General features: G+C 36.3%; 18 protein-coding genes, 1 tRNA gene and 1 riboswitch. Of the genes, 9 read left to right on the top strand and 10 right to left on the bottom strand.

Annotated features, from left to right (window positions below; translation table 11 throughout):
* Positions 1-93: 93 nt before the first annotated feature.
* The 3 genes from tdeA to A6A20_RS00955 form a co-directional block, all read right to left on the bottom strand.
* On the bottom strand, positions 94-1,485 hold the full coding sequence (gene tdeA, locus A6A20_RS00965) for a toxin/drug exporter TdeA (RefSeq protein WP_279571720.1): 1,392 nt from the start codon (positions 1,483-1,485) through the stop codon (positions 94-96).
* A 127-nt stretch (positions 1,486-1,612) separates the two neighbouring features.
* Positions 1,613-3,547: a MacB family efflux pump subunit gene (locus A6A20_RS00960; RefSeq protein WP_279571719.1), complete on the bottom strand. Its 1,935-nt coding sequence runs from the start codon at positions 3,545-3,547 to the stop codon at positions 1,613-1,615.
* A gap of 15 nt (positions 3,548-3,562) precedes the next feature.
* Positions 3,563-4,729, bottom strand: coding sequence for an efflux RND transporter periplasmic adaptor subunit (locus A6A20_RS00955; protein ID WP_279571718.1), 1,167 nt, complete (start codon positions 4,727-4,729; stop codon positions 3,563-3,565).
* A 337-nt stretch (positions 4,730-5,066) separates the two neighbouring features.
* On the opposite strand from A6A20_RS00955, the gene A6A20_RS00950 reads away from it, so the two are divergent.
* From A6A20_RS00950 to A6A20_RS00940, 3 genes are all read left to right on the top strand, one after another.
* Entirely contained in the window at positions 5,067-6,098 is a 1,032-nt protein-coding gene (locus A6A20_RS00950; protein ID WP_279571717.1) for a YeeE/YedE family protein, read from the top strand.
* 121 nt (positions 6,099-6,219) lie between these two features.
* Positions 6,220-6,444, top strand: a complete 225-nt coding sequence (locus tag A6A20_RS00945; protein WP_279571716.1) for a sulfurtransferase TusA family protein — start codon at positions 6,220-6,222, stop codon at positions 6,442-6,444.
* A gap of 96 nt (positions 6,445-6,540) precedes the next feature.
* Positions 6,541-6,882 (top strand): hemocin immunity protein, encoded by a 342-nt coding sequence (locus tag A6A20_RS00940; protein ID WP_279571715.1) that lies wholly within the window; start codon positions 6,541-6,543, stop codon positions 6,880-6,882.
* 203 nt (positions 6,883-7,085) lie between these two features.
* Here the strand turns inward: A6A20_RS00940 and A6A20_RS00935 are convergent.
* The 3 genes from A6A20_RS00935 to A6A20_RS00925 all read right to left on the bottom strand — a co-directional run bounded on the left by A6A20_RS00935 (position 7,086) and on the right by A6A20_RS00925 (position 8,701).
* Positions 7,086-7,171 (bottom strand) — tRNA-Leu (locus A6A20_RS00935).
* Positions 7,172-7,395: 224 nt separating this feature from the next.
* Complete coding sequence (gene purU / locus A6A20_RS00930; RefSeq protein ID WP_279571714.1) at positions 7,396-8,232, bottom strand: formyltetrahydrofolate deformylase; 837 nt, start codon at positions 8,230-8,232, stop codon at positions 7,396-7,398.
* A gap of 70 nt (positions 8,233-8,302) precedes the next feature.
* Positions 8,303-8,701 (bottom strand): H-NS family histone-like protein, encoded by a 399-nt coding sequence (locus A6A20_RS00925; protein WP_279571713.1) that lies wholly within the window; start codon positions 8,699-8,701, stop codon positions 8,303-8,305.
* A 245-nt stretch (positions 8,702-8,946) separates the two neighbouring features.
* Positions 8,947-9,124, top strand: a riboswitch (Lysine riboswitch).
* An 84-nt stretch (positions 9,125-9,208) separates the two neighbouring features.
* Here A6A20_RS00925 and A6A20_RS00920 point away from each other — a divergent pair.
* From A6A20_RS00920 to tyrA, 3 genes are all read left to right on the top strand, one after another.
* Positions 9,209-10,741, top strand: a complete 1,533-nt coding sequence (locus A6A20_RS00920) for a Na+/H+ antiporter NhaC family protein (RefSeq protein WP_279571712.1) — start codon at positions 9,209-9,211, stop codon at positions 10,739-10,741.
* 190 nt (positions 10,742-10,931) lie between these two features.
* Positions 10,932-11,993 (top strand): 3-deoxy-7-phosphoheptulonate synthase, encoded by a 1,062-nt coding sequence (locus A6A20_RS00915; RefSeq protein WP_279571711.1) that lies wholly within the window; start codon positions 10,932-10,934, stop codon positions 11,991-11,993.
* The gene (tyrA, locus tag A6A20_RS00910) at positions 11,990-13,108 is read left to right on the top strand and encodes a bifunctional chorismate mutase/prephenate dehydrogenase (protein WP_279571710.1); all 1,119 of its coding nucleotides are present in this window, start codon (positions 11,990-11,992) and stop codon (positions 13,106-13,108) included. The genes A6A20_RS00915 and tyrA overlap by 4 nt, the downstream gene beginning before the upstream one ends.
* 524 nt (positions 13,109-13,632) lie before the next feature.
* Here the strand turns inward: tyrA and dld are convergent.
* The 3 genes from dld to A6A20_RS00895 form a co-directional block, all read right to left on the bottom strand.
* Positions 13,633-15,327: a D-lactate dehydrogenase gene (dld, locus tag A6A20_RS00905; protein WP_279571709.1), complete on the bottom strand. Its 1,695-nt coding sequence runs from the start codon at positions 15,325-15,327 to the stop codon at positions 13,633-13,635.
* 234 nt (positions 15,328-15,561) lie between these two features.
* Positions 15,562-17,700: a phosphate acetyltransferase gene (gene pta, locus A6A20_RS00900; protein WP_279571708.1), complete on the bottom strand. Its 2,139-nt coding sequence runs from the start codon at positions 17,698-17,700 to the stop codon at positions 15,562-15,564.
* Between the two features lie 69 nt (positions 17,701-17,769).
* The gene (locus tag A6A20_RS00895) at positions 17,770-18,975 is read right to left on the bottom strand and encodes an acetate kinase (protein WP_279571707.1); all 1,206 of its coding nucleotides are present in this window, start codon (positions 18,973-18,975) and stop codon (positions 17,770-17,772) included.
* 337 nt (positions 18,976-19,312) lie between these two features.
* Here A6A20_RS00895 and yfbV point away from each other — a divergent pair, with 337 nt between their 5' ends.
* A complete protein-coding gene (gene yfbV, locus A6A20_RS00890; protein ID WP_279571706.1) occupies positions 19,313-19,753 on the top strand; it encodes a terminus macrodomain insulation protein YfbV in 441 nt (146 codons plus the stop codon).
* 41 nt (positions 19,754-19,794) lie between these two features.
* On the opposite strand, the gene hpaC is transcribed toward yfbV, so the two are convergent.
* On the bottom strand, positions 19,795-20,283 hold the full coding sequence (hpaC, locus tag A6A20_RS00885) for a 4-hydroxyphenylacetate 3-monooxygenase, reductase component (protein WP_279573710.1): 489 nt from the start codon (positions 20,281-20,283) through the stop codon (positions 19,795-19,797).
* 408 nt (positions 20,284-20,691) lie between these two features.
* Between hpaC and A6A20_RS00880 the strand changes: the two genes are divergently transcribed.
* Complete coding sequence (locus A6A20_RS00880; protein WP_279571705.1) at positions 20,692-21,102, top strand: tetratricopeptide repeat protein; 411 nt, start codon at positions 20,692-20,694, stop codon at positions 21,100-21,102.
* A gap of 127 nt (positions 21,103-21,229) precedes the next feature.
* Positions 21,230-22,282 (top strand): SEL1-like repeat protein, encoded by a 1,053-nt coding sequence (locus A6A20_RS00875; RefSeq protein WP_279571704.1) that lies wholly within the window; start codon positions 21,230-21,232, stop codon positions 22,280-22,282.
* The last annotated feature ends 192 nt before the right edge of the window (positions 22,283-22,474 follow it).

The raw sequence follows: 22,474 nt of genomic DNA, 5'->3' as shown, positions 1-22,474 counted from the left end.
CTAGATATATTGAGTTATAAGAAATTTGCCCCTTAGTCAGTTTTTTCTAACTATTGGGGCAATTATTAGAGTAGATTATCTTTGATAAATCAATTAGTTATTAATCGGCGTAGCTAATTGATAAGGCGAATAATAGCCACCCATTGCACTATATACGGCATTTTCATCTTGAATTAGGCTATATTTGGCATTAAGTATTGATAACTCTGAGGCTTTTTCGGTGTTAATGGCACTTAACCAATCGCTTAATTCTGATACACCTGCATCATAGCGGTTTTTATAGTATTGGCTGATACGTTTGTCGTAATCATATTTTTTCTGTAAGTTAGCAAAATTTTGCAAGGCTTGACTGTAACTATAATAATTGGTGTCAATTTCATTTAATGCGGTGGTAATGGATTGTTCAAAGTTGACTTTTGCCGTTTCATAAGCCGCTTCTGAAATTTTCACATTCCATTTTACCGTATTCCAGCTTAAGAATGGTAAGCTAATGGATACGGTTCCCCCTGCGATAGGTGTATTGAAAGCATTGTCCACTTTATTGCCACTGTAGCTGAGTGAGCCACCAAGGGTAATGCTTGGGAACCAGCTTTTTTGGGTGGCTTTGGCATCTTTAAAGGCACTGCGTAAACGGTATTCATAACCTTTTACGTCAGGGCGGTTAGCGATTGCGGAGACAGGTACATTAAGGTTTACCCCTGCTAATTTGACATTAAGGATTTCAGGATAAACCACATTAAGCGGTTCATTTGGTTTTAAATTCAATAGGTTACGCAAAGTTTGCTCAGCAGTTTTTAATTGAGTTTGATAGCTGATTAGGGTATTGCGAGCGGTGAGAACGGATTGTTGTGCTTGATCGCTACTCGCACGATCCGCTACCCCTTGTCGCCATTTATTTTGCATTACGTCATTGATTTGGCTGTAATATTTAATGGTTTGCTCGGTAACCTTAATGGCATCTTTTAGGTAAGCAATTTGATAGTAGCTAGTAATTACACTATTAATTAATGATAAGCGAGTTGCCGCCAGATCTTCTACGGTAGCGGCGTGTGTCCATTCAGCAGCATTGGCAGCATCAGCTAAACGTCGCCATAAATCTAGGGTATAGCTAACGGATAATGAACCACCATGACTAATGGTTGATGCACCGCCTGTATTAATATTTTTTTGTGCAGATGAACTGACTGAGCCACTAAAGGTTGGTACTAAATCAGCCCCTAATAAGTTGGCATTATATAATGCGGTATTAACGCTAATAGCAGCTTTAGCCAGATCTTTATTGTTTTCTAGGGCAAGATTCACGAGGCGATCTAATTGTGGATCTTGGTATAAACTCCACCAGTTTTCATTAACTTCATATTGTTTGCTAATAGCCTCATATTGTTGGAAATTTTGTTCAGTGGCATTGAAGGAATCGTCTAAATTTGCACAGCCTACCAGCGCGGTAGAAAGGGCTAAAGCAAGGGCGATTTTATTTAATTTCATAACTTTCTCTCTTTAGGTTAATAATAGTAAAGTGCGGTCAGTTTTACCGCACTTTTGTGGATAATCTTAGCAAAATTTTCTTTTTTTTGCTTGTTTTTTGTTGCATAAATATTGTAATGATATTGATTTATTCTCTTGCTAACGCAGTAATTGGATTGAGCTGGGCAGCATTTTTGGCGGGCATATAACCAAAAATTACGCCAATTAAGGTAGAGCAAATTACGGCTGTTACAATAGAAAAGGTAGAAAATACCATAACAAATTCAGAACTAAATTGATTAAAAATTACACCAATAATTACCGATAAAACAATCCCTGTAACCCCACCAATTAAACAAATTAAAATGGCTTCAATTAAAAATTGCTGTAAGATATTGGATTGTCTTGCCCCAATCGCCATTCTTACTCCAATTTCTTTGGTGCGTTCTGTGACGGAAACGAGCATAATGTTCATCACACCAATACCGCCCACTACGAGGGAAATTAAAGCAATGGACGAAATTAACAGTTTCATTGTATTGGTGGTGTTTTCTACGGTTTGTTTAATGGTATCAGAGTTCATTACAAAGAAATCTTTTTTGCCATGTCGTACCGTAAGCAAATGGGTTAAATCTTTTTCTGCCACTTGGGTATTCACATCGTCTTTAATTTTAACCGTAATGGAATCAATATGGCGATCGCCAGAAATTTTATTCATTGCGGTGGTATAAGGAATCCAAACATTGAGGCTATTACTTTGCATACCCATAGTTGATTGCAATTCGGCAACGCCAATAATGCGTAAAGGTTTTTTGTTGACTAAAATGATTTTGCCCAATGGCGAGCTGTCTTTAAACAGTTGTGTAACGGTATTTTGATCCACAACGGCAACTTGTTCGCTATGTTTTACTTGATCCGCATTAAAAAATTGCCCTTGCAAGGCTTTAATGCCCTTGACATCAAAATATTGTTCACCGACACCACGAATTTGTGCGGTAAGGGTTTGATTGCCATAGGTAAGGTTACCACTGACCGAACTGTTAGGGGTAGAGCTTTCAATATAACTTTGTTTGGCTAAAATATCGGAATCGGCAACGGTAAGATTTTTAGTGCGATCTGCTCGCCGATCGCCAAAACCTGTACCATTATAAATATCCATCGTATTTGTACCTAAGGCATTAATATTAGACAGAATTTTTTGTTGTGAGCCATTACCTAACGCCACCACACATACCACAGAAGTTATACCAATAATAATGCCTAACATCGTTAATAAGGAACGTAATTTATGGGCGATAATGGCGGAAACCGACATTTTAAAGGATTCAATAAATTGATCACGATAAAAGCTCAGACCTCGTTTTACGGGGGAAAGTGCGGTGGATTTTTCAATAATTTTTTCTGATTTTTGTTGATCACGAATAATGCGTCCGTCTTTAATTTCAATAACACGATTAGCAAACTCAGCGATATGCTTATCGTGGGTAACCAAAATAATGGTATGCCCCTCTTGATGAAGTTGGGTCAAAATTTCCATGACGGTTTCGCCACTTTTAGAATCTAACGCCCCAGTGGGTTCGTCAGCAAGAATAATTTCGCCGCCGTTCATTAAGGCACGAGCGATACTGACACGCTGTTGTTGTCCGCCTGATAATTGGCTCGGTTTATTGTTTAACTTATCGCCAAGCCCTAATTTAGTTAATAATTGTTTTGCTCGTTCAAGACGGCTTTTCTGATCCATACCTGAATAAATGGCAGGTAATGCCACATTTTCTAGGGCAGAAAGGGTAGATAATAAGTTATAACGTTGAAAAATAAAGCCGAATTTCTTTTGGCGTAAATCGGATAGGGCATCAGCATTTAAATGGCTCACTTCCTGCTGTTCAATTTGATATGAACCTGATGATGCGGTATCTAAACAGCCAATAATGTTCATTAAGGTGGATTTGCCTGAACCCGAAGTACCGATAATCGCCACAAAATCGCCTTTTTTAATCGTAAGATTAACGTCTTTTAACACCTGTGTGCGATTATCATCTTGACCAAAATATTTGTTGATTTGCTTAATTTCAATAATATTCATTGCTACCACCGCCATTTAGAATAGACGAGGTCCACGACCTGTGTTGCCCACTTGCTCACCATTTGCCACTTGAGAAGAAATGACTTTTTCGCCCGCTTGTAAGCCAGATAAAATTTCTGTATTCATTTCATCACTTAACCCCGTAGTAACCTCACGTTGTTCTACTTGATGATTAGCATTTAATACTTCAACAAAGGTTTTATTGCCTTGTTTTTTCAGGGTTAAACTCGGAACAAGTAATACATCTTGCACATCAGCAATGGTAATCACATTGGTGGTACTCATACCGATAAATAATTTATTGTCCGAATTATCAATCAAAATGTTGGCATAATAATATACCGCATCAGTGCTACTTACCGATTCACTGTATTCATCATCAGTAAGTGTACTCATCGCAGGATCTACGGAATGAATGGTGGAATGATAGTGAATATCAGGATCAGAGAGTGTGGTAAAGCTTACTTCCTGACCAGCTTTAATTTTTGTAATATCGCCCTCAGAAATCTCCGCTTTAATTAACATTTTGCTTAAATCTGCCACTTGCACAATGGTTGGAGTGGTTTGATTGGCATTAACCGTTTGCCCTTCAGAAACAGGAATAGAAATAATCGTGCCATTAATAGGGGAAGTAATGGTGGTATAACCTAAATTAGTTTGAGCGGTATTCACTTCAATTTCAGCTTTTTTAATACTGGCTTGAATATCCTCAATATCCGCTTCTGCCGCAGCTAAGTTATTTTTTGCTGTATTAAAATCATCTAAGCTCGCTGATTTACGCTGATATAAGGTTTGAGTACGATCAAAGGCGGATTTTGCCACCTCATAAGCGATTTTTTTCGCTTTTAATTGAGCGGTATAAGAATCCAATTCCGCTTGAGCGGTATTTAAATTATTTTGCTGAGTGGTAGAATCAATTTCCGCAATCACATCACCTTGTTTAACCTGTTGCCCTAATTGTACATAAATTTTCTTAATTTGCCCCGATACCTGCGCCCCCACTTCAACACGATTAGCACTACGCACCGTACCATTGGCAATGACTGTTTTTTGTAAGTCGCCACGACTAACGGTTTCTGTTAAATAGGTAATTTGATTATTGTTTTTGCCATAGAAAAAATAGTAGCCTAGTAAGAGCAAGACAAGCACTATGATTATGGTTAAAATGCGTTTTTTGTTCATAAATATTCCAATCATAAAAAATTTAGTGAGCGATAGTCTAAGCTAAATTTCTTAACTAAATCTTAAGCATAAAGAATTACAAAATGAATGAATGTTCATTCAGGTGGCGTATTTTAAAGATTCTGCTTTGCAAAAGAAATAGTCAAAGCAAAGTTTTGCAGAAAATTACATTAGATGAAGTTAGTGTGGGGAATAACTTAAGCTTTTAATATATAATGACAGGCATTTATTCAAATTTTTTATGAGCGAGATCATATTTTTGGATCTTTCAGCTTGTCTTTATCAATAAGATTTTTAGAATGAATGATCTGTTTAACATTTATACTAAGGTTTAGTTATGTTTTCAACAATCTTCTCGCCATTATTGATTGGCAGTCTTCTCGGTTTTATTTTCCAGCGTTCTCGTTTTTGTTTGACAGGCGGCTTTCGGGAAATGTATCTCAGTAAAAATAATCGTATATTTTATGCATTTTTAATTGCCATTTTGCTACAAAGTATTGGCGTACTATGGTTAATTGAAATTGGCTATATCACTTCTCCATATAAAGATTTTTCACTGTTTTCTACCATTATTGGCTCATTGATCTTTGGTGTAAGTATTGTGCTTGCTAGTGGTTGTGCTACAGGGACTTGGTATCACGCGGGCGAAGGCTTGATAAGTAGTTGGATTGCACTCTTTATGTATATGTTAAGTGCGGCAATGATGCGTTATGGTGCATTAAATGATATGCAAAAATTTATGGGACAATATTGGCGAATGAATGATAATCTTGCACAAAGTTTACAAATTTCTGTTTGGTGGCTTGTTGCTATTTTAGCCATTATTACTGCTTTTGGGGTTTATACAACATTGCGTAAACCTAAGTTAAAAATAGCTAGTTTACCTGCAAAATATCAAGGTATTCGCCATTTTTTATTTGAAAAGCATATTCATCCATTTTGGGCAGCAATATTTATTGGAATTTTGGCATTGTTAGCTTGGCTATCAAATGCTGTGGTAGGTAAAAGTGCAGGATTAGGTATTACAGGTCCTTCTGCCAATATTATTACTTTTTTAATAACAGGCGATACTTCTCGTATAAATTGGGGCGTATTTTTAGTACTTGGTATTCTAATAGGATCATACCTTGCCGCTAAAGGGAGTAGTGAGTTTAAATGGCGTTTACCAGATTTGGCTACTGTAAGAAATAGTGTAATTGGCGGCTTATTTATGGGCATTGGTGCGTCTCTCGCTGGCGGCTGTACCATTGGCAACGGTTTAACAGCAACGGCGGTAATGAGTAGTAAAGGCTGGATTTCTTTATTTTTTATTATGTTAGGTGTTTGGGCAATGAGCTATTTTGTTTATGTCCGCCCACAAAAGTTATAGTTGCCCCATTTTAAATTAATATGGCGTTGGTATGTCTTGTTGTACGATTTGTACTGTATTTCAGTGTATCGCCGTCTTATTTTAAATTAAACGACTGTATCATAACCAAGAGGAGAAAATTATGCGTTATGAATTAGATACCAAAGGGCATTTATGCCCTTACCCATTAATGCAAGCTAAGAAAAAAATTGTTGAGTTACAAATTGGCGATGAATTAGCGATACAATTTACTTGTGCAGAAGCTACTGAAAATTTACCTCGTTGGGCTGCCGAAAATGATTATCCTGTTATTCATTTTGCTCAAATTGGTGATGCTACTTGGGAGATTGTAATAAAAAAGGCATAATAACAACATATTATTATTGATGATTATCCCTCTTAATAAGAGGGATTTTTACTATTTTAAAGATAATGGCTCTACAGGTTGATTTAAGGAAATAATATGGCAAAAATCGGTCCTCACGAGGGTATTGAATTACAATTAATGTTACAAGGCAAAAAACAAGTAGCGCTGTTTTTTGATGGCATTATTCCTGATGAAATGTTGACTTATATTGAAAGTCGTTATTTTTCTACTATTGAGAAATATTATTGCCCGCCTAATGGTTTTTATACCATCGTATTTAAGGAAGAATATCGTCAACAAGCCGAACATCTTTCCTCTTTAATAGGAATATCGGGATTTGATCCCGAGCGAGAACGAGAAATTGGTAAAATTTTGGGTTATGACTCAGAAGATATTGAATTTTTTATTGCTCTCTGTCAGCAAAGGTTGATAGAGTAGAGGAGTGAATAGAATTAAAAAATAGTATTAGTTTACTATAATTGGTTTTACCTTATACAAAAGTGCGGTGTGTTTTTTTGCTTTTATTTATATGAAATAAATTTTTATTTTACGATTATAATTTATCGAGATATTAAACATTTCAAATGTGTAAAAAAGACTTTTGCTTTTAGAGGATTATGAAAGGATAATTTTATTATAAATGGTGCCTAGGGTCGGACTCGAACCGACACGTTTATTCAACGGCGGATTTTGAATCCGCTGCGTCTACCAATTTCGCCACCCAGGCAATTAATGGCAGTGATTATACAGTGGTAAGTGATGATTGCAAGAAAAAAATGAAGTAAGTTATTTAATTGCATTAAATTTCAGCAGTATTTAAGCCAGTAGATTAGACTGGATTTATTATAATCGTCCTACTTTAAAATAATACGGTGTTGGTACGCCTTATTGTACTTTTTGTACTGTCTTCGGCGTACCGTCTTGTCTTATTTTAAATTGAAACGACTATAATTAAAAAACAATGGTTTTATTTTGGAAAACAAAAATTCTATCTTGTAAGGCAAGATCTAATGCTTTACTTAAGACGGTTTTTTCTACATCTCTGCCCGCTTTCATCATAGCTTCTGCATTATAGGTATGATCAACATTGATGACATTTTGCAAAATAATTGGGCCTTGATCTAATTCGTTATTAATAAAATGTGCTGTTGCCCCAATAATTTTTACTCCTCTTTCATAAGCCTGATGATAAGGTTTAGCACCAATAAAGGCAGGTAAGAAAGAATGATGAATATTAATGACACGATTAGGGTAACGGCTTACAAACTCAGGATTAAGCACACGCATATATTTAGCCAATACAATATAATCAGGCGAATATTCATCAATTTTATCAGCTAATAATTTGTCGTGTTCAACACGTGTGAGATTTTGATGACTAATGCAGAAGAATGGAATATCAAATTTTTCTACTAATGATCTTAATGTATCGTGATTACCAATGACCGCAGCAATTTCAACATTTAAGCTACCATAATAATTTTTCATTAATATATCGCCAAGGCAATGAGCTTCTTTGGTAACTAAAATTACAATGCGTTTCTTTTGTTTACTAATTAGTCGGCAATTTGTACCTTGTGGGAGAGCAAGATTAAGATCTTCTAATAAGGTTTGTTCGTTAAAAATACCTTGTAATTGGGTACGCATAAAAAAGTGTTTGGTTTCAAAATCAACAAATTCGTTATTATGTAGAATATTTAATTGATGTTTATAACAAATATTGGTTATTTTGGCGATTAAACCTTTATCATCTGGGCAATCAGTTAATAAAATTTTATTTTCAATCATAATGTTATTTTTCCGAATAAAAACAATAAAACCCATATATTATGGGTTTTATTGTCAAAGATTTTATGGATTAAATTTCAAAAGAAGATAAGGATTTTCCAGCATCTACGGCTTGTTTGATGACTCTAGGCATTCTTCCTTGACCAGTCCAAGTTTTGACAATGCCATTTTCTTCGTATTGGTATTTAGCTGGTTTTGGTTCTCTTTTTTTACGTTTAGGTGTTTCGCCACCTAATAATTCAATCAAATCTTCAGCATTAATACCATCTTGCTGTAATAATTCTTTATATTTTTCTAATTTTTCTAAGCGTTGTTGTTCTTTGGCTTGTAATTCAGCGGCTTCTTGATGTTTTTCTTTTACCACTAAAGTTAATTTTTCTAAAATAGATTTTAATTCTTCTAAAGAAAGTTCACGGGCTAAAGCTCGTAAGCTACGAATATTAGTAAGTGTTTTTAATACGTCAGACATAAAATTCCTCCTATGATTTATTCATTACGCTAAGCAATTATAATTATAATAATTATAATAGGCAATAAAAATATGCTTATTTAGGATTAATTTATCTTATATTGCTTAACTAATTAGATCTAAATTAAATGGAATAATGAAAAGTTGTCTTTTTATAATAGGAGGAACAATGAATATTTAGCATATCAGATTAATCAATAATTTCTATTGTCATTTGATGAAGATTATCGTAATCTTAGCACTTCCGCATATGTAGAGGCGCAAATGTTATAAGTATTTTTTCTGAGCGGATAGCAATGAGGAAAAAAGAAAGGAATATTTGCCGAAATCAATCAAAAGTCATTTTGATTGGTTGGGGGCGTTATTGAAAGGTACGTCACTGCCATAGTATGTTTATGTTCACTATGGAGCGCTACTGTTAGGTGGTTCAATTAACCGACCTGTTATAATCAATTTGATTATTTCATTCAGTAGATCTCCCTTATTTTTTATATTTAGGTAGAGGTCATGCAACTTATTAATTATTCTACGTCAATATGGTCAATTATTCCGCCGTTATTGGCACTGAGTTTGGCGATTGTTACACGTAAAGTTATTTTTTCATTAAGTATTGGTATTCTGGTTGGGGCGTTAATGCTCGGCGGTGGTCATTTGCTTACTTCTTTAATTTATCTTAAAGAGAATATTTTATCCTTAGTTTATGATGTAGAGGCACAGGGATTAAACGCCGATAATATTAATATTTTAATTTTTCTATTATTATTGGGAATATTGACCGCACTTTTTACTGTATCAGGCAGTAATCAAGCCTTTGCAAATTGGGCAAAAAAACGCATAAAAGGACGGCGAGGGGCAAAATTAATGGCTGCATCATTAGTATTTGTTACCTTTATTGATGATTATTTCCATAGTTTAGCGGTTGGCGCTATTGCTCGTCCTGTTACTGATAAATTTAAGGTATCTCGTGCTAAACTTGCTTATATTTTGGATTCAACCGCCGCACCAATGTGTGTATTAATGCCTGTATCTAGTTGGGGAGCTTATATTATTACCCTAATCGCAGGATTATTAGCCACTTATTCTATTACCGAATATTCTCCGATAGGCGCATTTATGGCGATGAGTGTGATGAACTATTACGCTATTTTTTCCATTATTATGGTTTTCTTAGTAGCATATTTTTCCATTGATATAGGTTCAATGGCAAGGCATGAGCAAGCAGCATTAGCGAAAAATAATGATGACAATGAAGAGATTATGGTAACAGGGAGAATGCGTAATTTAGTGTTTCCTATTGTTACCTTAATTGTTGCGACGGTTTTTATGATGCTCTATACAGGTAACCAAGTTCTTAGTGCAGAAGGAAAACCTTTTAGTGTGCTAGGTGCGTTTGAAAATACCACTGTTGGGATTTCTTTAGTATTTGGTGGGGTAAGTGCTTTAGTTGTATTAACCCTTTGTATTATAGCAGGACGCCATGTTGATATTGCCACTTATTTTCGTGCTTGGGTTTTAGGTATGAAATCAATGTCAGGGGCAATTTTAATTTTATTTTTTGCTTGGACAATTAATAATGTAGTAGGGGATATGAAAACAGGGGAATATTTATCCACCCTTGTTTCAGGCAATTTTGCCATAGAATTATTGCCGGCCTTATTGTTTGTACTTGCTACCGCAATGGCATTTGCCACAGGAACAAGTTGGGGAACCTTTGGGATTATGTTGCCGATAGCGGCAGCTATTGCGGCGAATGCAGCGCCTGAATTATTGCTCCCTTGTTTATCTGCGGTAATGGCAGGGGCGGTTTGTGGCGATCATTGTTCGCCTATTTCGGATACCACCATTCTTTCTTCTACTGGGGCAAAATGTGGTTTAATGGATCATGTTACTACACAATTACCTTATGCTATGTTAGTGGCGCTATCTACTGTGGTAGGCTATTTGGTGATTGGTTTTACTTCTTCAATGTTATATGCTTTTATTGCCACAGCCATAGTTTTTACTATTCTTATTCTACTTTGTAGAAAGAAACAAATTTAATGTAACGATAAAAAACCTGCTAATTGGCAGGTTTTTTATTAAGTGCGGTGCAATTTTCTAAAATATTCTTTATTCATTTTATAGTATAGTTATTCCCCATTGCCTTTTTTAAATTATAATGTATTATATTTATTACATTTAGTGTAATTATTATTTTACAACAAGAACAACGGTATTAATGGAGTGAAAAATGAATAAAGATAGCTTGCATAATGTACATATTATTGATGAAAAAGTTTTAGTAACCCCTTATGAACTCAAGCAAAAATTGCCATTATCCCCAGAGCTACGCCAACAAATTCAGCAATCACGTCAAGATATTGCTAAGATTATTCATAAACAACAGGATAAGTTATTAGTGGTGGTTGGGCCTTGTTCTATTCACGATCCTCAAGCTGCCATTGAATATGGTAAAAAATTGGCTCAACTTGCCACTGAATTGTCAGATAATCTTTACATTGTAATGCGAGTTTACTTTGAGAAACCTCGTACCACAGTGGGCTGGAAAGGGTTGATTAATGATCCTAAAATTGACGGTTCTTTTGATGTAGAGCATGGTTTACATATTGCTCGTGCATTATTAATTGAGTTAGCCGAATTAGGCTTGCCATTAGCCACAGAGGCACTTGATCCCATTACCCCACAATATATGGCAGATTTATTTAGCTGGTCAGCCATAGGGGCTCGCACCACAGAATCGCAAACACATCGTGAATTAGCCTCAGGATTGTCTATGGCGGTGGGTTTTAAAAACGGTACTGACGGAAGTTTAGCCACCGCGATTAATGCTATGAAAGCGGCATCTATGGGGCATAGTTTTATTGGCATTAATCAGCAAGGACAAGTGAATTTATTGCATACAGAAGGTAATCCAGATGGGCATGTTATTTTGCGTGGTGGAAAAATTCCTAATTATCAAGCGGAATTTGTGGCACAATGTGAAATTGAATTAGCTAATGCAGGATTAGAGCAAGCCATTATGATTGATTGTAGTCATGGTAATTCCAATAAAGATTATCGCCGCCAGCCTCTTGTGGCAGAAGATGCTGTACAACAAATTGTTAATGGTAATCAATCAATTATCGGCTTAATGTTAGAAAGTCATCTTTATGCAGGTAATCAAAGTGCTGAGCAACCTGTTACTCAAATGAAATATGGCGTTTCTATTACTGATGCTTGCATTGACTGGCAAACAACTGAAACCTTATTACGCAATATTGCTTCTAAATTAGCAAAAAAGGATAAAAAATGACCGCACTTAAAGCATTACGCGATGAAATCGATCAGACCGATCAAGCCTTATTACAACTATTAGCAAAACGTTTAACCTTAGTGAGTAAAGTTGGCGAAGTCAAGCATCAGCAGGGATTGCCCATTTATGTACCAGAACGTGAAGCGGATATGCTTAAGGCAAGGCGACAAGAGGCTGAAAAACTTGGTGTGCCACCTGATCTTATTGAAGATATTCTACGCCGTATTATGCGAGAGTCCTATACTAATGAAAACCATTATGGTTTTAAAAAACTCAATCCAGCTATTCAAAAAATAGTGATTGTTGGCGGAAGAGGCAAACTCGGTGGATTATTTGCCCATTATTTCCGCTTATCAGGTTATCAAGTGGATTTATTAGGGCGAGAAGATTGGCAAAATGCCGAACAAATTCTAGCTAATGCTGATGTGGTGGTGGTGTCTGTGCCTATTGCCAAAACCCTTGAAACCCTCGATCGTTTGCAGCCTTACTTAACGGAAAATATGTTATTAACAGATTTAACCTCGGTAAAATCTGCTCCTTTAGCCAAAATGTTGAGCATACATCAAGGGGCAGTAGTGGGGTTGCACCCTATGTTTGGACCTGATATTCCAAGTATGGTAAAACAAGTAGTAGCTCGTTGTGATGGGCGATTTGCCGAACGTTATCAATGGCTTATAGATCAAATTGCCATTTGGGGAGCAATTATTTATCCTGTTGATGCCAAAGAGCATGATCATAGTATGACTTATATCCAAGCGTTACGTCATTTTGCTACCTTTGCTAATGGTTTGCATCTTTCACAACAACCTGTTGAGTTAGCCCAATTATTAGCCCTTTCCTCGCCGATTTATCGTTTGGAATTAGCAATGATTGGACGTTTATTTGCTCAAGATGCCAGTTTATATGCGGATATTATTATGGATAAACCTGAAAATTTAGCGGTGATTAAATCATTACGTGATAGTTATGATGAAAGCTTAACATTCTTTGAACAAGGGGATAAACAAGGTTTTATTAAGGCATTTGAAAAAGTACATCAATGGTTTGGCGATTATTCTGAACTCTTTATGAAAGAAAGCCGTAATTTATTAAAGCAGGCAAATGATTTTAGATAATATCTAATTTATTAGATTTTTTATTATGACAAATAGCCTATAGTCATTATTATGATTATAGGCTAATTATTATATTTGTTATCAAAGTATGCCAGATTTATGTGAAAAATAGAAAAAAGCAACAACAAATACAATGGCACCTATGATCAAGGATTGTTTTACATTTTTTTTCATATTAACCTCAATGAATAATGATTTGCTGTGAAATACTGGCTTTACAGTATAAGTAAGAATATTGATAAATTCAAGCGTGGTGGTAGTTTAGTAGTATGATCGTTATGGCGATTATGTATAGTCGTTCCACTTTAAAATGATACGGCGTTGGTACGCCTCGCCGTACTACTTGTATTGTCTTCGGCGTACCGCCTTGTCTCATTTTTAATTGAAACGACTATACAATTAAAAAAACAATAGTCTTTCCATTTTAAATAGCATATCTTGCTGTACTCTTTGTATTGTCTTTTCGGCTTGTTTTTTAAACGATTATAGAAGAATTAAGCCACCTTAAAGGTGGCTTGCTAAATTTATTCTTGCCAATATTTATTTTTTGATGTTTGTCCTATACCCGGGTTGAAACTGTTAGTTGGATCTAATTGTTGATAGAAATTTTTCAATTCAGGTTTTGCTACATATAAATGCCCAACATTATGTTCAGCAGGATATTGTGCTCCACGTTGATCCAATAATTTCCACATTTCATGTTCTAATTGCATACAGTCGTTGCCTTTTTTCACAATATAATCCTGATGAAAAACATGACACATAAAATGCCCATAGTACAATTTATGGCTAATTTTATTATCAATTTCAGTAGGTAAGGTTTCAAACCATTCATTATCATTACGGCGTAATGCAATATCAAGGGCAACAATATCCTCAACCTCTTTATCATGAATTGCTCGATAACGCACAGCCGCTGAGGCAACGGCAAAACGATGGAGCATAGCGGCTTGGCTTTGCTCTGGGTTACATTCAAAATAATTACCTAGGCTAGAGTCTTTAAAATAATCCTTGAGGTAATCTCTTGCTTCTTGTACCCCTGTACCACCCATTTTAATAATAAGATGATGTTCATATTGATCACGATATTGGCGTAAACTCTCGGGTAAATGCTGCGGCAATAATTTAGAAAACAGTTGTAATGCTTTATCACTTAAATTTTTAGGTAGGAATGTAAATTTTTTCGCTAGCCTATCTACTTTGGCTTTTAGGGCAAAGAGTTTAGGGAGATGTTGAGTACCTAATTTTTTGATAATCCAATAGGTATCTTTGCCATAAACAGCGGCGATATCAAAGGCATCTCGGTGAATATATTCGCCTGAAATAGGTAATTGCTGGAAGTTAGTTAGCATATGACGGCGGAGATCATTTAATACCTGAGTTTGGTTTGTGCCAATATAAAATACTGCAGTATTTTTTTCTAATGGAAAGGTATCTAGGCGAACGGCAAAAATCGCTAATTTACCCGCACTTCCTGAAGCTTCATAATGACGAGCAGGGTCAGCATTAAAACGAGCAGGGGAGTTTTCATCAACTTGGCGAACATGATCGCAGTAACTATGATCATGACCTTTACCGCAATTTTGTTGAATATCTTTATTTTGATAACGATGTTGTTGTAAATTGAATAAGATTTCTTCTGGGGTTTCGCCAAGATCAATACCTAAATGGTTTTTAAGTTCTAATTCGCCTTGTTCATTTAATTGAGCAAATAATGCCATTTCGGTATAGGCTGGTCCACGTTGCACTAAAGCCCCACCCGAATTATTGCAAACGCCACCAATGACAGAAGCTCCAATACAAGATGAACCGATCACTGAATGAGGTTCTCGTCCATGGGGTTTTAATTGTTGCTCTAATTCGTTTAAGGTTGAGCCAGGTAAACATACTACTTGCTCTGCATTATTAATTAATTGAATACCATCAATTCGCATGGCATTGATTAAGACAATATCACGATCATAATCATTACCATTAGGCGTAGATCCACCGGTCAACCCCGTATTCGCTGCTTGGCTAATCACGATAACGTCGTGTTTAACACAGGCTTGTAATACTTGCCAATATTCTAATAGGGTAGCAGGGCGAACCACCGCTAAGGCTTTGCCTGAGCCAAAACGATAGCCACTGCAATAGGCTTCGGCTTTACTTTGATCGGTAATAATATAACGTTGACCAACAATGTCGGTAAGTTGTGTAATAAGTTGTTGTGCTGACATAAATACCTCGTTTGAGAATAGATGTTGTTTTCATCAAAATATGACGTCATTATAACAGAGTTTATCATTTTTATAACAAATCTTAAAATCTGACGGCTTTGCTATGCCTTATATTAAATTAAAACGGACAAGATTGTTCAGAGAAAAAATTTTAAAAACTGACCGCACTTGGTGGGAATAACACAGAGAAAAAAGCCCTCAAAAATGAGGGCTTTTTATTTATTCATTTATCAATTATTGAGTAGCTTGAATGGCGGTTAAGGCAATGGTGTAAACAATATCATCAACTAATGCCCCGCGAGAAAGGTCATTAACAGGTTTACGCATACCTTGTAACATAGGACCAATAGATACCAGATCCGCAGAACGTTGTACTGCTTTATAAGTGGTATTACCTGTGTTTAAATCAGGGAACACAAATACCGTTGCTTTTCCTGCCACTGGCGAGTTTGGTGCTTTAGAACGGGCTACATCTTCCATAATTGCCGCATCATATTGTAATGGACCGTCAATAATGAGATCTGGGCGTTTTTCTTGGGCTAAACGTGTAGCTTCTTTGACTTTTTCTACATCAGCACCCGAACCCGACGTCCCCGTAGAGTAAGAAATCATAGCGACACGAGGTTCAATACCAAAGGCTTTAGCAGAATCCGCAGATTGAATCGCAATTTCAGCTAATTGCTCAGCAGTTGGATCAGGATTAACCGCACAATCGCCATAAACTAAAACTTGGTCAGGCAATAGCATAAAGAAAATGGAAGAAACGATAGAACTACCGGGAGCGGTTTTAATGATTTGCATTGGTGGGCGAATGGTATTAGCGGTGGTATGTACTGCACCTGATACTAAACCATCAACCTCGTTTGCCTCTAACATCATTGTACCAAGCACCACATTATCTTGTAATTGCTCTTTGGCAATAATTTCCGTCATACCTTTGGCTTTGCGTAATTCCACTAAACGATCCACATAGTTATCACGCACTTGGGCAGGATCAATAATGCTAATACCTTTGCCTAATTGAACCCCTTGTGCTTCAGCCACACGTTGAACATCATCAGGATTTGCAAGCAAGACACATTCTGCGATACCACGTTCTGCACAAAGGGCAGCTGCTTTGACGGTACGAGGTTCATCACCCTCAGGTAACACAATACGTTTTTTCGCTTGGCGCGCTAATTCGGTTAATTGGAAACGGAATGCTGGTGGTGATAAACGGCGTGAACGAGCAGTACCTGCACTTAAACTATTAATTAAATCGTTACTGATTTCGTTGCTTACATATTCTTTAATATGATCAATACGCTCTTTATCATCAACGGGTACTTCTAGGCTAAAACTTTGTAAACTTAATGCGGTTTGCCAGGTATTTCCCTCTACACGGAAAATAGGTAATCCTGTGCTTTCAATGGCATATTCACAGAGTTTTTTAATTTGAGAATCTAATTTATAACCCCCCGTTAATAGAATTGCACCAATTTTTACCCCACTAATTGCGGCTAGGGAAGCGGCAACAATCACATCAGGGCGATCAGCAGAGGTAACTAATAAACTGTTGGCTCGGAAATGTTCCACCATATTCGGTAAACTTCTTGCACAGAAAGTAATGCTTTGAATACGGCGAGAATTAATTTCGCCCTCGTTAATAATGGCTGCACCAAGGTGTTTAACCAAATCAATAGCACGCGTTGCAATTAATTCAGCTTTCCAAGGAATACAAGCTAAAACTTTAATTGGACTATTTTCAAATAACTTATAAATTTCAGAAACTTGGTTATGATTGTGATTAAAGGAATCAAAGATTTCGGTAAGATCTGGGCGAGTGCGTCCAGATTGATCCACAGGGGCATTGAATTTATTGATAACTACACCTAATAGATTTTTATTATTTGCACCACCAAATTGAGAGGTTGCCGCTTGGATACGTTTTTGCATTTCCGCAGGTGTATCGGTTAAAGGGGCAGCGATCAAGATAATTTCCGCATCTAATGCTTGGGCAATTTCATAATTGAGGTTGCTGGCATAAGCATTATTACGGGTTGGAATTAATCCCTCTACAATCACAATTTCATTGTTTTTACTAATAGCTTGATGATGAGCAACAATTTTTTCTAATAAAACATCAGATTGGTTTTGTCCAATTAATCCCTCAGCATAGCTCAGCATTAAGGGTTCTGCGGTTTCAATATTGGTACTGCTACGCACAATAGACGTAGTGCGATCAATTTTATCTTCCCCAGAAACAGGCTGAGAAATAGGTTTCATAAAACCTACTTTTGCCCCCTTTTGTTCTAATGCGTGGATTAAACCAAGGCTAATACTGGTTAAACCCACACCAGTGCTGATTGGAATAAGAATAATGGTTCTAGACATAATACTTACCTTAATTATTTAGAGATAAAATAAAAACTGCCGATAATATCGGCAGTTATCTGAGATTACTTACTTGATACAAAGACGAGCTGTATCTTGTGCAATAACATATTCTTCGTTGGTAGGAATAACCATAGCAACAGGTGTACCCTCTTTAGTAATTACACCTTCTTTACCAAAACGTGCTGCAAGGTTTTTATCGTTATCTAATTGATAACCGAAAAGTTTTAAGTGAGCTAAGGTTAATTCACGCACATGTGCAGAGTTTTCACCAATACCACCAGTAAACACGATAGCATCTAAACGTTCACCAATGACTGCCATATAAGAACCAATGTATTTGGCTAAACGATAGCAGTAAACGTCTAACGCACGTTTAGCAGGCTCTTCGCTGTCGTAATTATCTTCCGCATAACGACAATCGCTAGTTACTTCGGTTAAACCCAATAAACCTGATTTTTTGGTTAAGGTTTCATTGATTTCTTTCACAGACATACCAAGGGTATCGTGCATATAGAAAATAATGGCAGGATCAATATCGCCACAACGTGTTCCCATTACCAAACCTTCTAATGGGGTTAAACCCATAGAGGTATCAATACATTCGCCATGGCGAATCGCTGCCACTGAGCCACCATTACCTAAATGGCAAGTAATCACATTAACTTGATCTTCTGCCACATTAAGACGTTTTGCCGCTTCACGACTTACAAAGTAATGGCTAGTACCATGTGCGCCATAACGGCGTACACCATGCTCTTTATATAAAGCGTAAGGTAACGCATATAAAAAGGCTTCTTCAGGCATTGTTTGATGGAAAGCGGTATCAAATACTGCCACATTTTTATCTTTTAATTCAGGGAAAATTTTGAAGGCTTCTTGAATACCGATTAAGTGGGCAGGGTTATGTAACGGTGCAAATTGTACCGCATCTTCAATGCCTTTAATTACTTCATCATTAATGATAACCGAAGAGGTAAATTGTTCACCACCATGTACGATACGATGCCCGATCGCCACAATATTATTTTTTAATGCAGGATCAAGGGAGAAAATATTATCAACAATAAATTTTAACGCCTCGCTATGTGCTGCACCCGCACCAAGATCCGCTTGACCTTTTTCACCGTGTAATTTCCATTTAATACGGGCTTCTGGTAAATAAAATGCCTCAGCAAGACCAGATAATTTCTCTTCGCCTGATTGAGGCTCAAGAATTGAGAATTTTAATGAAGAGCTACCGCAGTTTAAAATAAGAACTAATTTTTCAGACATGTAAATAACCTATATTTTATATTGGGTTAAAAAATAATTCGCTCTAAATATAGTCGTTCCACTTTAAAATAATACAGCGTTGGCACGCCTCGCCGTACTACTTGTACTGTCTTCGGCTTGCCGCCTTGCCTTATTTTAAATTGAAACGACTATAATATAACGAATGGCTTAAAGTCATAACCTGTATAGGATACACTTTTCAGCTAATAAAATAAATTCTGATCGGCAGAAAAAATCCGATTTTATTCAAAAAAAGTTGAATAATTAAAAAATATTATGGGAATAAAAGCAGTGAAGTGCTATGATTTGCCAAATTTTTCACTGTGAGTTGTTGATAATGTCAATATTTAAGATATGGACTAAAGGACGAAAATATTTAGAAACTTGGCCACTGGAAAGCAAGTTAGGTATGATTTTTCCCGAAAATCGGATTATTCGTGCCACCAAATTTGCCCAAAAAATCATGCCAATGTTTGCCGTTTTTGCCCTATGTTGGCCGTATTTTTATGGTTATAACTTGATGACAATCAGTGCAGGTGTATTAACCGCATTAGTCGCCCTATGTTTACCCTTGCAAGGATTATATTGGTTAGGAAAACGAGCCATGACAACCTTGCCTACACAAAGTGCGGTATGGTTTGACAAAATTTCAGCTCAACTTGCTCAACAACATATCGCCCTAATTCCCCCACAAGGGCAACCCACTTATCAAGATTTAGCGGAATTACTCAACAAAGCCCAACAGCATCTGCCACGCAGTTTTTGGCAAGAGCTATAAAAAAATCGCAAAAACTCACCGCACTTAATAGGGTTATCAAGCTATTTATGAATACATTTAAATTGCCGATTAAAATAGCCTAACGCATCTTGGCTATTGACCTCAATATGATCTAATTCCACAAAAAAGACCGAATGTGAACCCACAATATTTTGCCCAATAATTTTGCCATTCAAATTGGCAACCGCCTGCTTTAACACAGGAATACCTTGTAAATTGTCCTGCCAACAATCCCAAGCTAAACGTTGTTCCATGGTGCTATCCGCCATATTGGCAAAATGCAACGCCAGATCTTGTTGTTGGCTATTAAGAATATTGATACAAACCTGTTTGTTAATATGCAGAATATCGTGAGTATCGCTTTGTTGATTAATGCACATTAATAGGGTAGGCGGACTGTCTGTTACCGAACAAACCGAAGAAATAGTCAAGCCGACTTTGCCTGCTTTACCTGAAGTCGTTACAATGCTTACCGCACTGGTTAAATGTGCCATAGCCTCACGAAAACGTTGTTGATGCTGATCTAACATAAAAAATAATAAAAATGGGGTAGTCAAAGAGCAGATAATAGCATTTTTAATAGGGAATGTTAATGATTTGTAATAAAATTCCTTTAATAATGCTTCTATCCTTTGTTTAACAAAACAGAGAGATAAGCGTAAAAATAATTGCAAAACTGACCGCACTTTTAGCAAAGCTCAAATCACCACCTTAACCGCCAAACCAAGCCAAATTTTATCTTTCCATTTTAGCCTGAGTTTAATTTCCAATTTCATTGACTTTCCCCTATTTTTATCCCTTGAAATTTTACGCAAATTTTTGCAAAAAATTGTGATTTTTATCTTGACACAAATCGTTTTTTTTTTTCAATAGGAAAGTTTACCTAATGCCATTGGGTAAATAAAAACGTTGATATGAATAGATAAACGGAGATTTTTATGAAAAGAGAGCAAATTTTCTTTAATCAGTTAAAGAAAGTTCACTTATTTTTTAGTTTAACGCTAATGAGTGCATTTGTTATGCTGAGTTTGCCTAGTCAGGCTAACGAAAACGAAATAGAGCTTGTAAAGTTACAGCAACATGCAGAACGAGGTAATAATTATGCACAACTTCTATTAGGAAGTCGTTACAAAGAGGGACTAGGCGTAAAACAAGATTATGTTCAAGCCGTAGAATGGTATCGTAAAGCAGCTGAACAAGGTAATATTAAGGCACAATATAATTTAGGAATTATGTATGCTCAAGGACAAGGCGTTAAACAAGATCTTACTCAAGCTAAGAAATGGTGGAAGAAAGCCTGTGATATTGGTTATCAAAATGCGTGTGAGAATTTAAAACAATTAGAGTAATATCCCTTTAATTCTTTTTATCTTGATCCCAAAGTGCGGTTAAAAAAATGATTTTTTGCCTTCACATTTTTAATAGGCACATTATCTAATATCTATTAAGTGAATTAATATATAACGGAGATTTTTTATGAAAATATATCAATTTTTCTTTAATAAGCTCAAGAAAGCCAACTTATTTTTTAGTTTAATGCTAATTAGTACATTTGTTGTTCTGAGTTTACCTAGTCAAGCTAACCAAACAAAGATTACTCAGTTACAGCAACGGGCAGAACAAGGTGATGTTACTGCACAAGTTCTATTAGGTTTCTTCTATTATAGAGGTGAAGATGTAAAGCAAGATTATATTCAAGCAGTACAATGGTTTCGTAAAGCCGCTAAACAAGGTGATATTTCTGGACAGTTTGCTTTAGCCATTGCGTACTCTGAGGGGAAAGGGGTAAAACAAGATGATACTCAAGCAGTGGAATGGTTTCGTAAAGCAGCGGAGCAAGGTCATGCTAATGCACAATTTAATTTAGGAGATATGTATAGACAAGGAATAGGTGTAGAACAAGATGATGTTCAAGCAGTAGAATGGTATCGCAAAGCTGCTGAGCAAGGTCATGCTTTTTCACAATATATTTTAGGTATAGCTTATGAAGAAGGTGTAAGTGTAAAGCAAGATGCTGCTCAAGCAGCAAAATGGTATAGCAAAGCGGCGGAACAAGGTCATGCTAAAGCACAATATAATTTAGGGAATATGCATTATCATGGACGAGGAGTAAAACAAAATTATGCTCAAGCAGTGCAATGGTATCGCAAAGCGGGGGAGAAAGGCTATGTTGATGCACAAACTCGGTTAGGGGCTATATATGTTTTAGGAGAAGTTGTTAAACAAGATTATGCTCAAGCAGCACAATGGTATCGCAAAGCAGCGGAGCAAGGTGATGTTTCTTCACAATTTATGTTAGGTGATATGTACTTTAATGGTAAAGGGGTAAAACAAGATTATGTTCAAGCAGCGCAATGGTTTTACAAAGCGGCGGAACAAGGTCATGCTCTGGCGCAAGCTAGATTAGGATTTATGTATGCTTTAGGACAAGGAATTAAAGAGGATCTTGTTCAAGCTAAAAAATGGTTGAAGAAAGCCTGTGATAATGGCAACCAAAATGGGTGTGAGGGGGTAGAAATATTAAAGTAATATCCTTTAATCCTTTATTCTAAATTTATCTTTATTTCAAAGTGCGGTTAAAAAAATGATTTTTTGACCGCACTTTTTACGGCGAAAGCGTTATTGATTTACTTAGCAAGTTACTAAATTATCATCTACATTTCGCTAAACCTTTGTACCCAACTTCCCCGCTTTTCATAATACTGCTATAATCCCCCTTTT

Source organism: Volucribacter amazonae, from assembly GCF_029783845.1.
GTDB classification, from domain to species: Bacteria; Pseudomonadota; Gammaproteobacteria; order Enterobacterales; family Pasteurellaceae; genus Volucribacter; species Volucribacter amazonae.
Note: the sequence above shows the minus strand (reverse complement) of the source record. Positions and strands in the feature narration are given on the sequence as shown.

Bases quoted from the DNA above. Each gene is read 5' to 3' on its own strand.
- tdeA (WP_279571720.1), bottom strand. From the start codon at position 1,485: ATGAAATTAAATAAAATCGCCCTTGCTTTAGCCCTTTCTACCGCGCTG.
- A6A20_RS00960 (WP_279571719.1), bottom strand. From the start codon at position 3,547: ATGAATATTATTGAAATTAAGCAAATCAACAAATATTTTGGTCAAGAT.
- A6A20_RS00955 (WP_279571718.1), bottom strand. From the start codon at position 4,729: ATGAACAAAAAACGCATTTTAACCATAATCATAGTGCTTGTCTTGCTC.
- A6A20_RS00950 (WP_279571717.1), top strand. From the start codon at position 5,067: ATGTTTTCAACAATCTTCTCGCCATTATTGATTGGCAGTCTTCTCGGT.
- A6A20_RS00945 (WP_279571716.1), top strand. From the start codon at position 6,220: ATGCGTTATGAATTAGATACCAAAGGGCATTTATGCCCTTACCCATTA.
- A6A20_RS00940 (WP_279571715.1), top strand. From the start codon at position 6,541: ATGGCAAAAATCGGTCCTCACGAGGGTATTGAATTACAATTAATGTTA.
- purU (WP_279571714.1), bottom strand. From the start codon at position 8,232: ATGATTGAAAATAAAATTTTATTAACTGATTGCCCAGATGATAAAGGT.
- A6A20_RS00925 (WP_279571713.1), bottom strand. From the start codon at position 8,701: ATGTCTGACGTATTAAAAACACTTACTAATATTCGTAGCTTACGAGCT.
- A6A20_RS00920 (WP_279571712.1), top strand. From the start codon at position 9,209: ATGCAACTTATTAATTATTCTACGTCAATATGGTCAATTATTCCGCCG.
- A6A20_RS00915 (WP_279571711.1), top strand. From the start codon at position 10,932: ATGAATAAAGATAGCTTGCATAATGTACATATTATTGATGAAAAAGTT.
- tyrA (WP_279571710.1), top strand. From the start codon at position 11,990: ATGACCGCACTTAAAGCATTACGCGATGAAATCGATCAGACCGATCAA.
- dld (WP_279571709.1), bottom strand. From the start codon at position 15,327: ATGTCAGCACAACAACTTATTACACAACTTACCGACATTGTTGGTCAA.
- pta (WP_279571708.1), bottom strand. From the start codon at position 17,700: ATGTCTAGAACCATTATTCTTATTCCAATCAGCACTGGTGTGGGTTTA.
- A6A20_RS00895 (WP_279571707.1), bottom strand. From the start codon at position 18,975: ATGTCTGAAAAATTAGTTCTTATTTTAAACTGCGGTAGCTCTTCATTA.
- yfbV (WP_279571706.1), top strand. From the start codon at position 19,313: ATGTCAATATTTAAGATATGGACTAAAGGACGAAAATATTTAGAAACT.
- hpaC (WP_279573710.1), bottom strand. From the start codon at position 20,283: ATGTTAGATCAGCATCAACAACGTTTTCGTGAGGCTATGGCACATTTA.
- A6A20_RS00880 (WP_279571705.1), top strand. From the start codon at position 20,692: ATGAAAAGAGAGCAAATTTTCTTTAATCAGTTAAAGAAAGTTCACTTA.
- A6A20_RS00875 (WP_279571704.1), top strand. From the start codon at position 21,230: ATGAAAATATATCAATTTTTCTTTAATAAGCTCAAGAAAGCCAACTTA.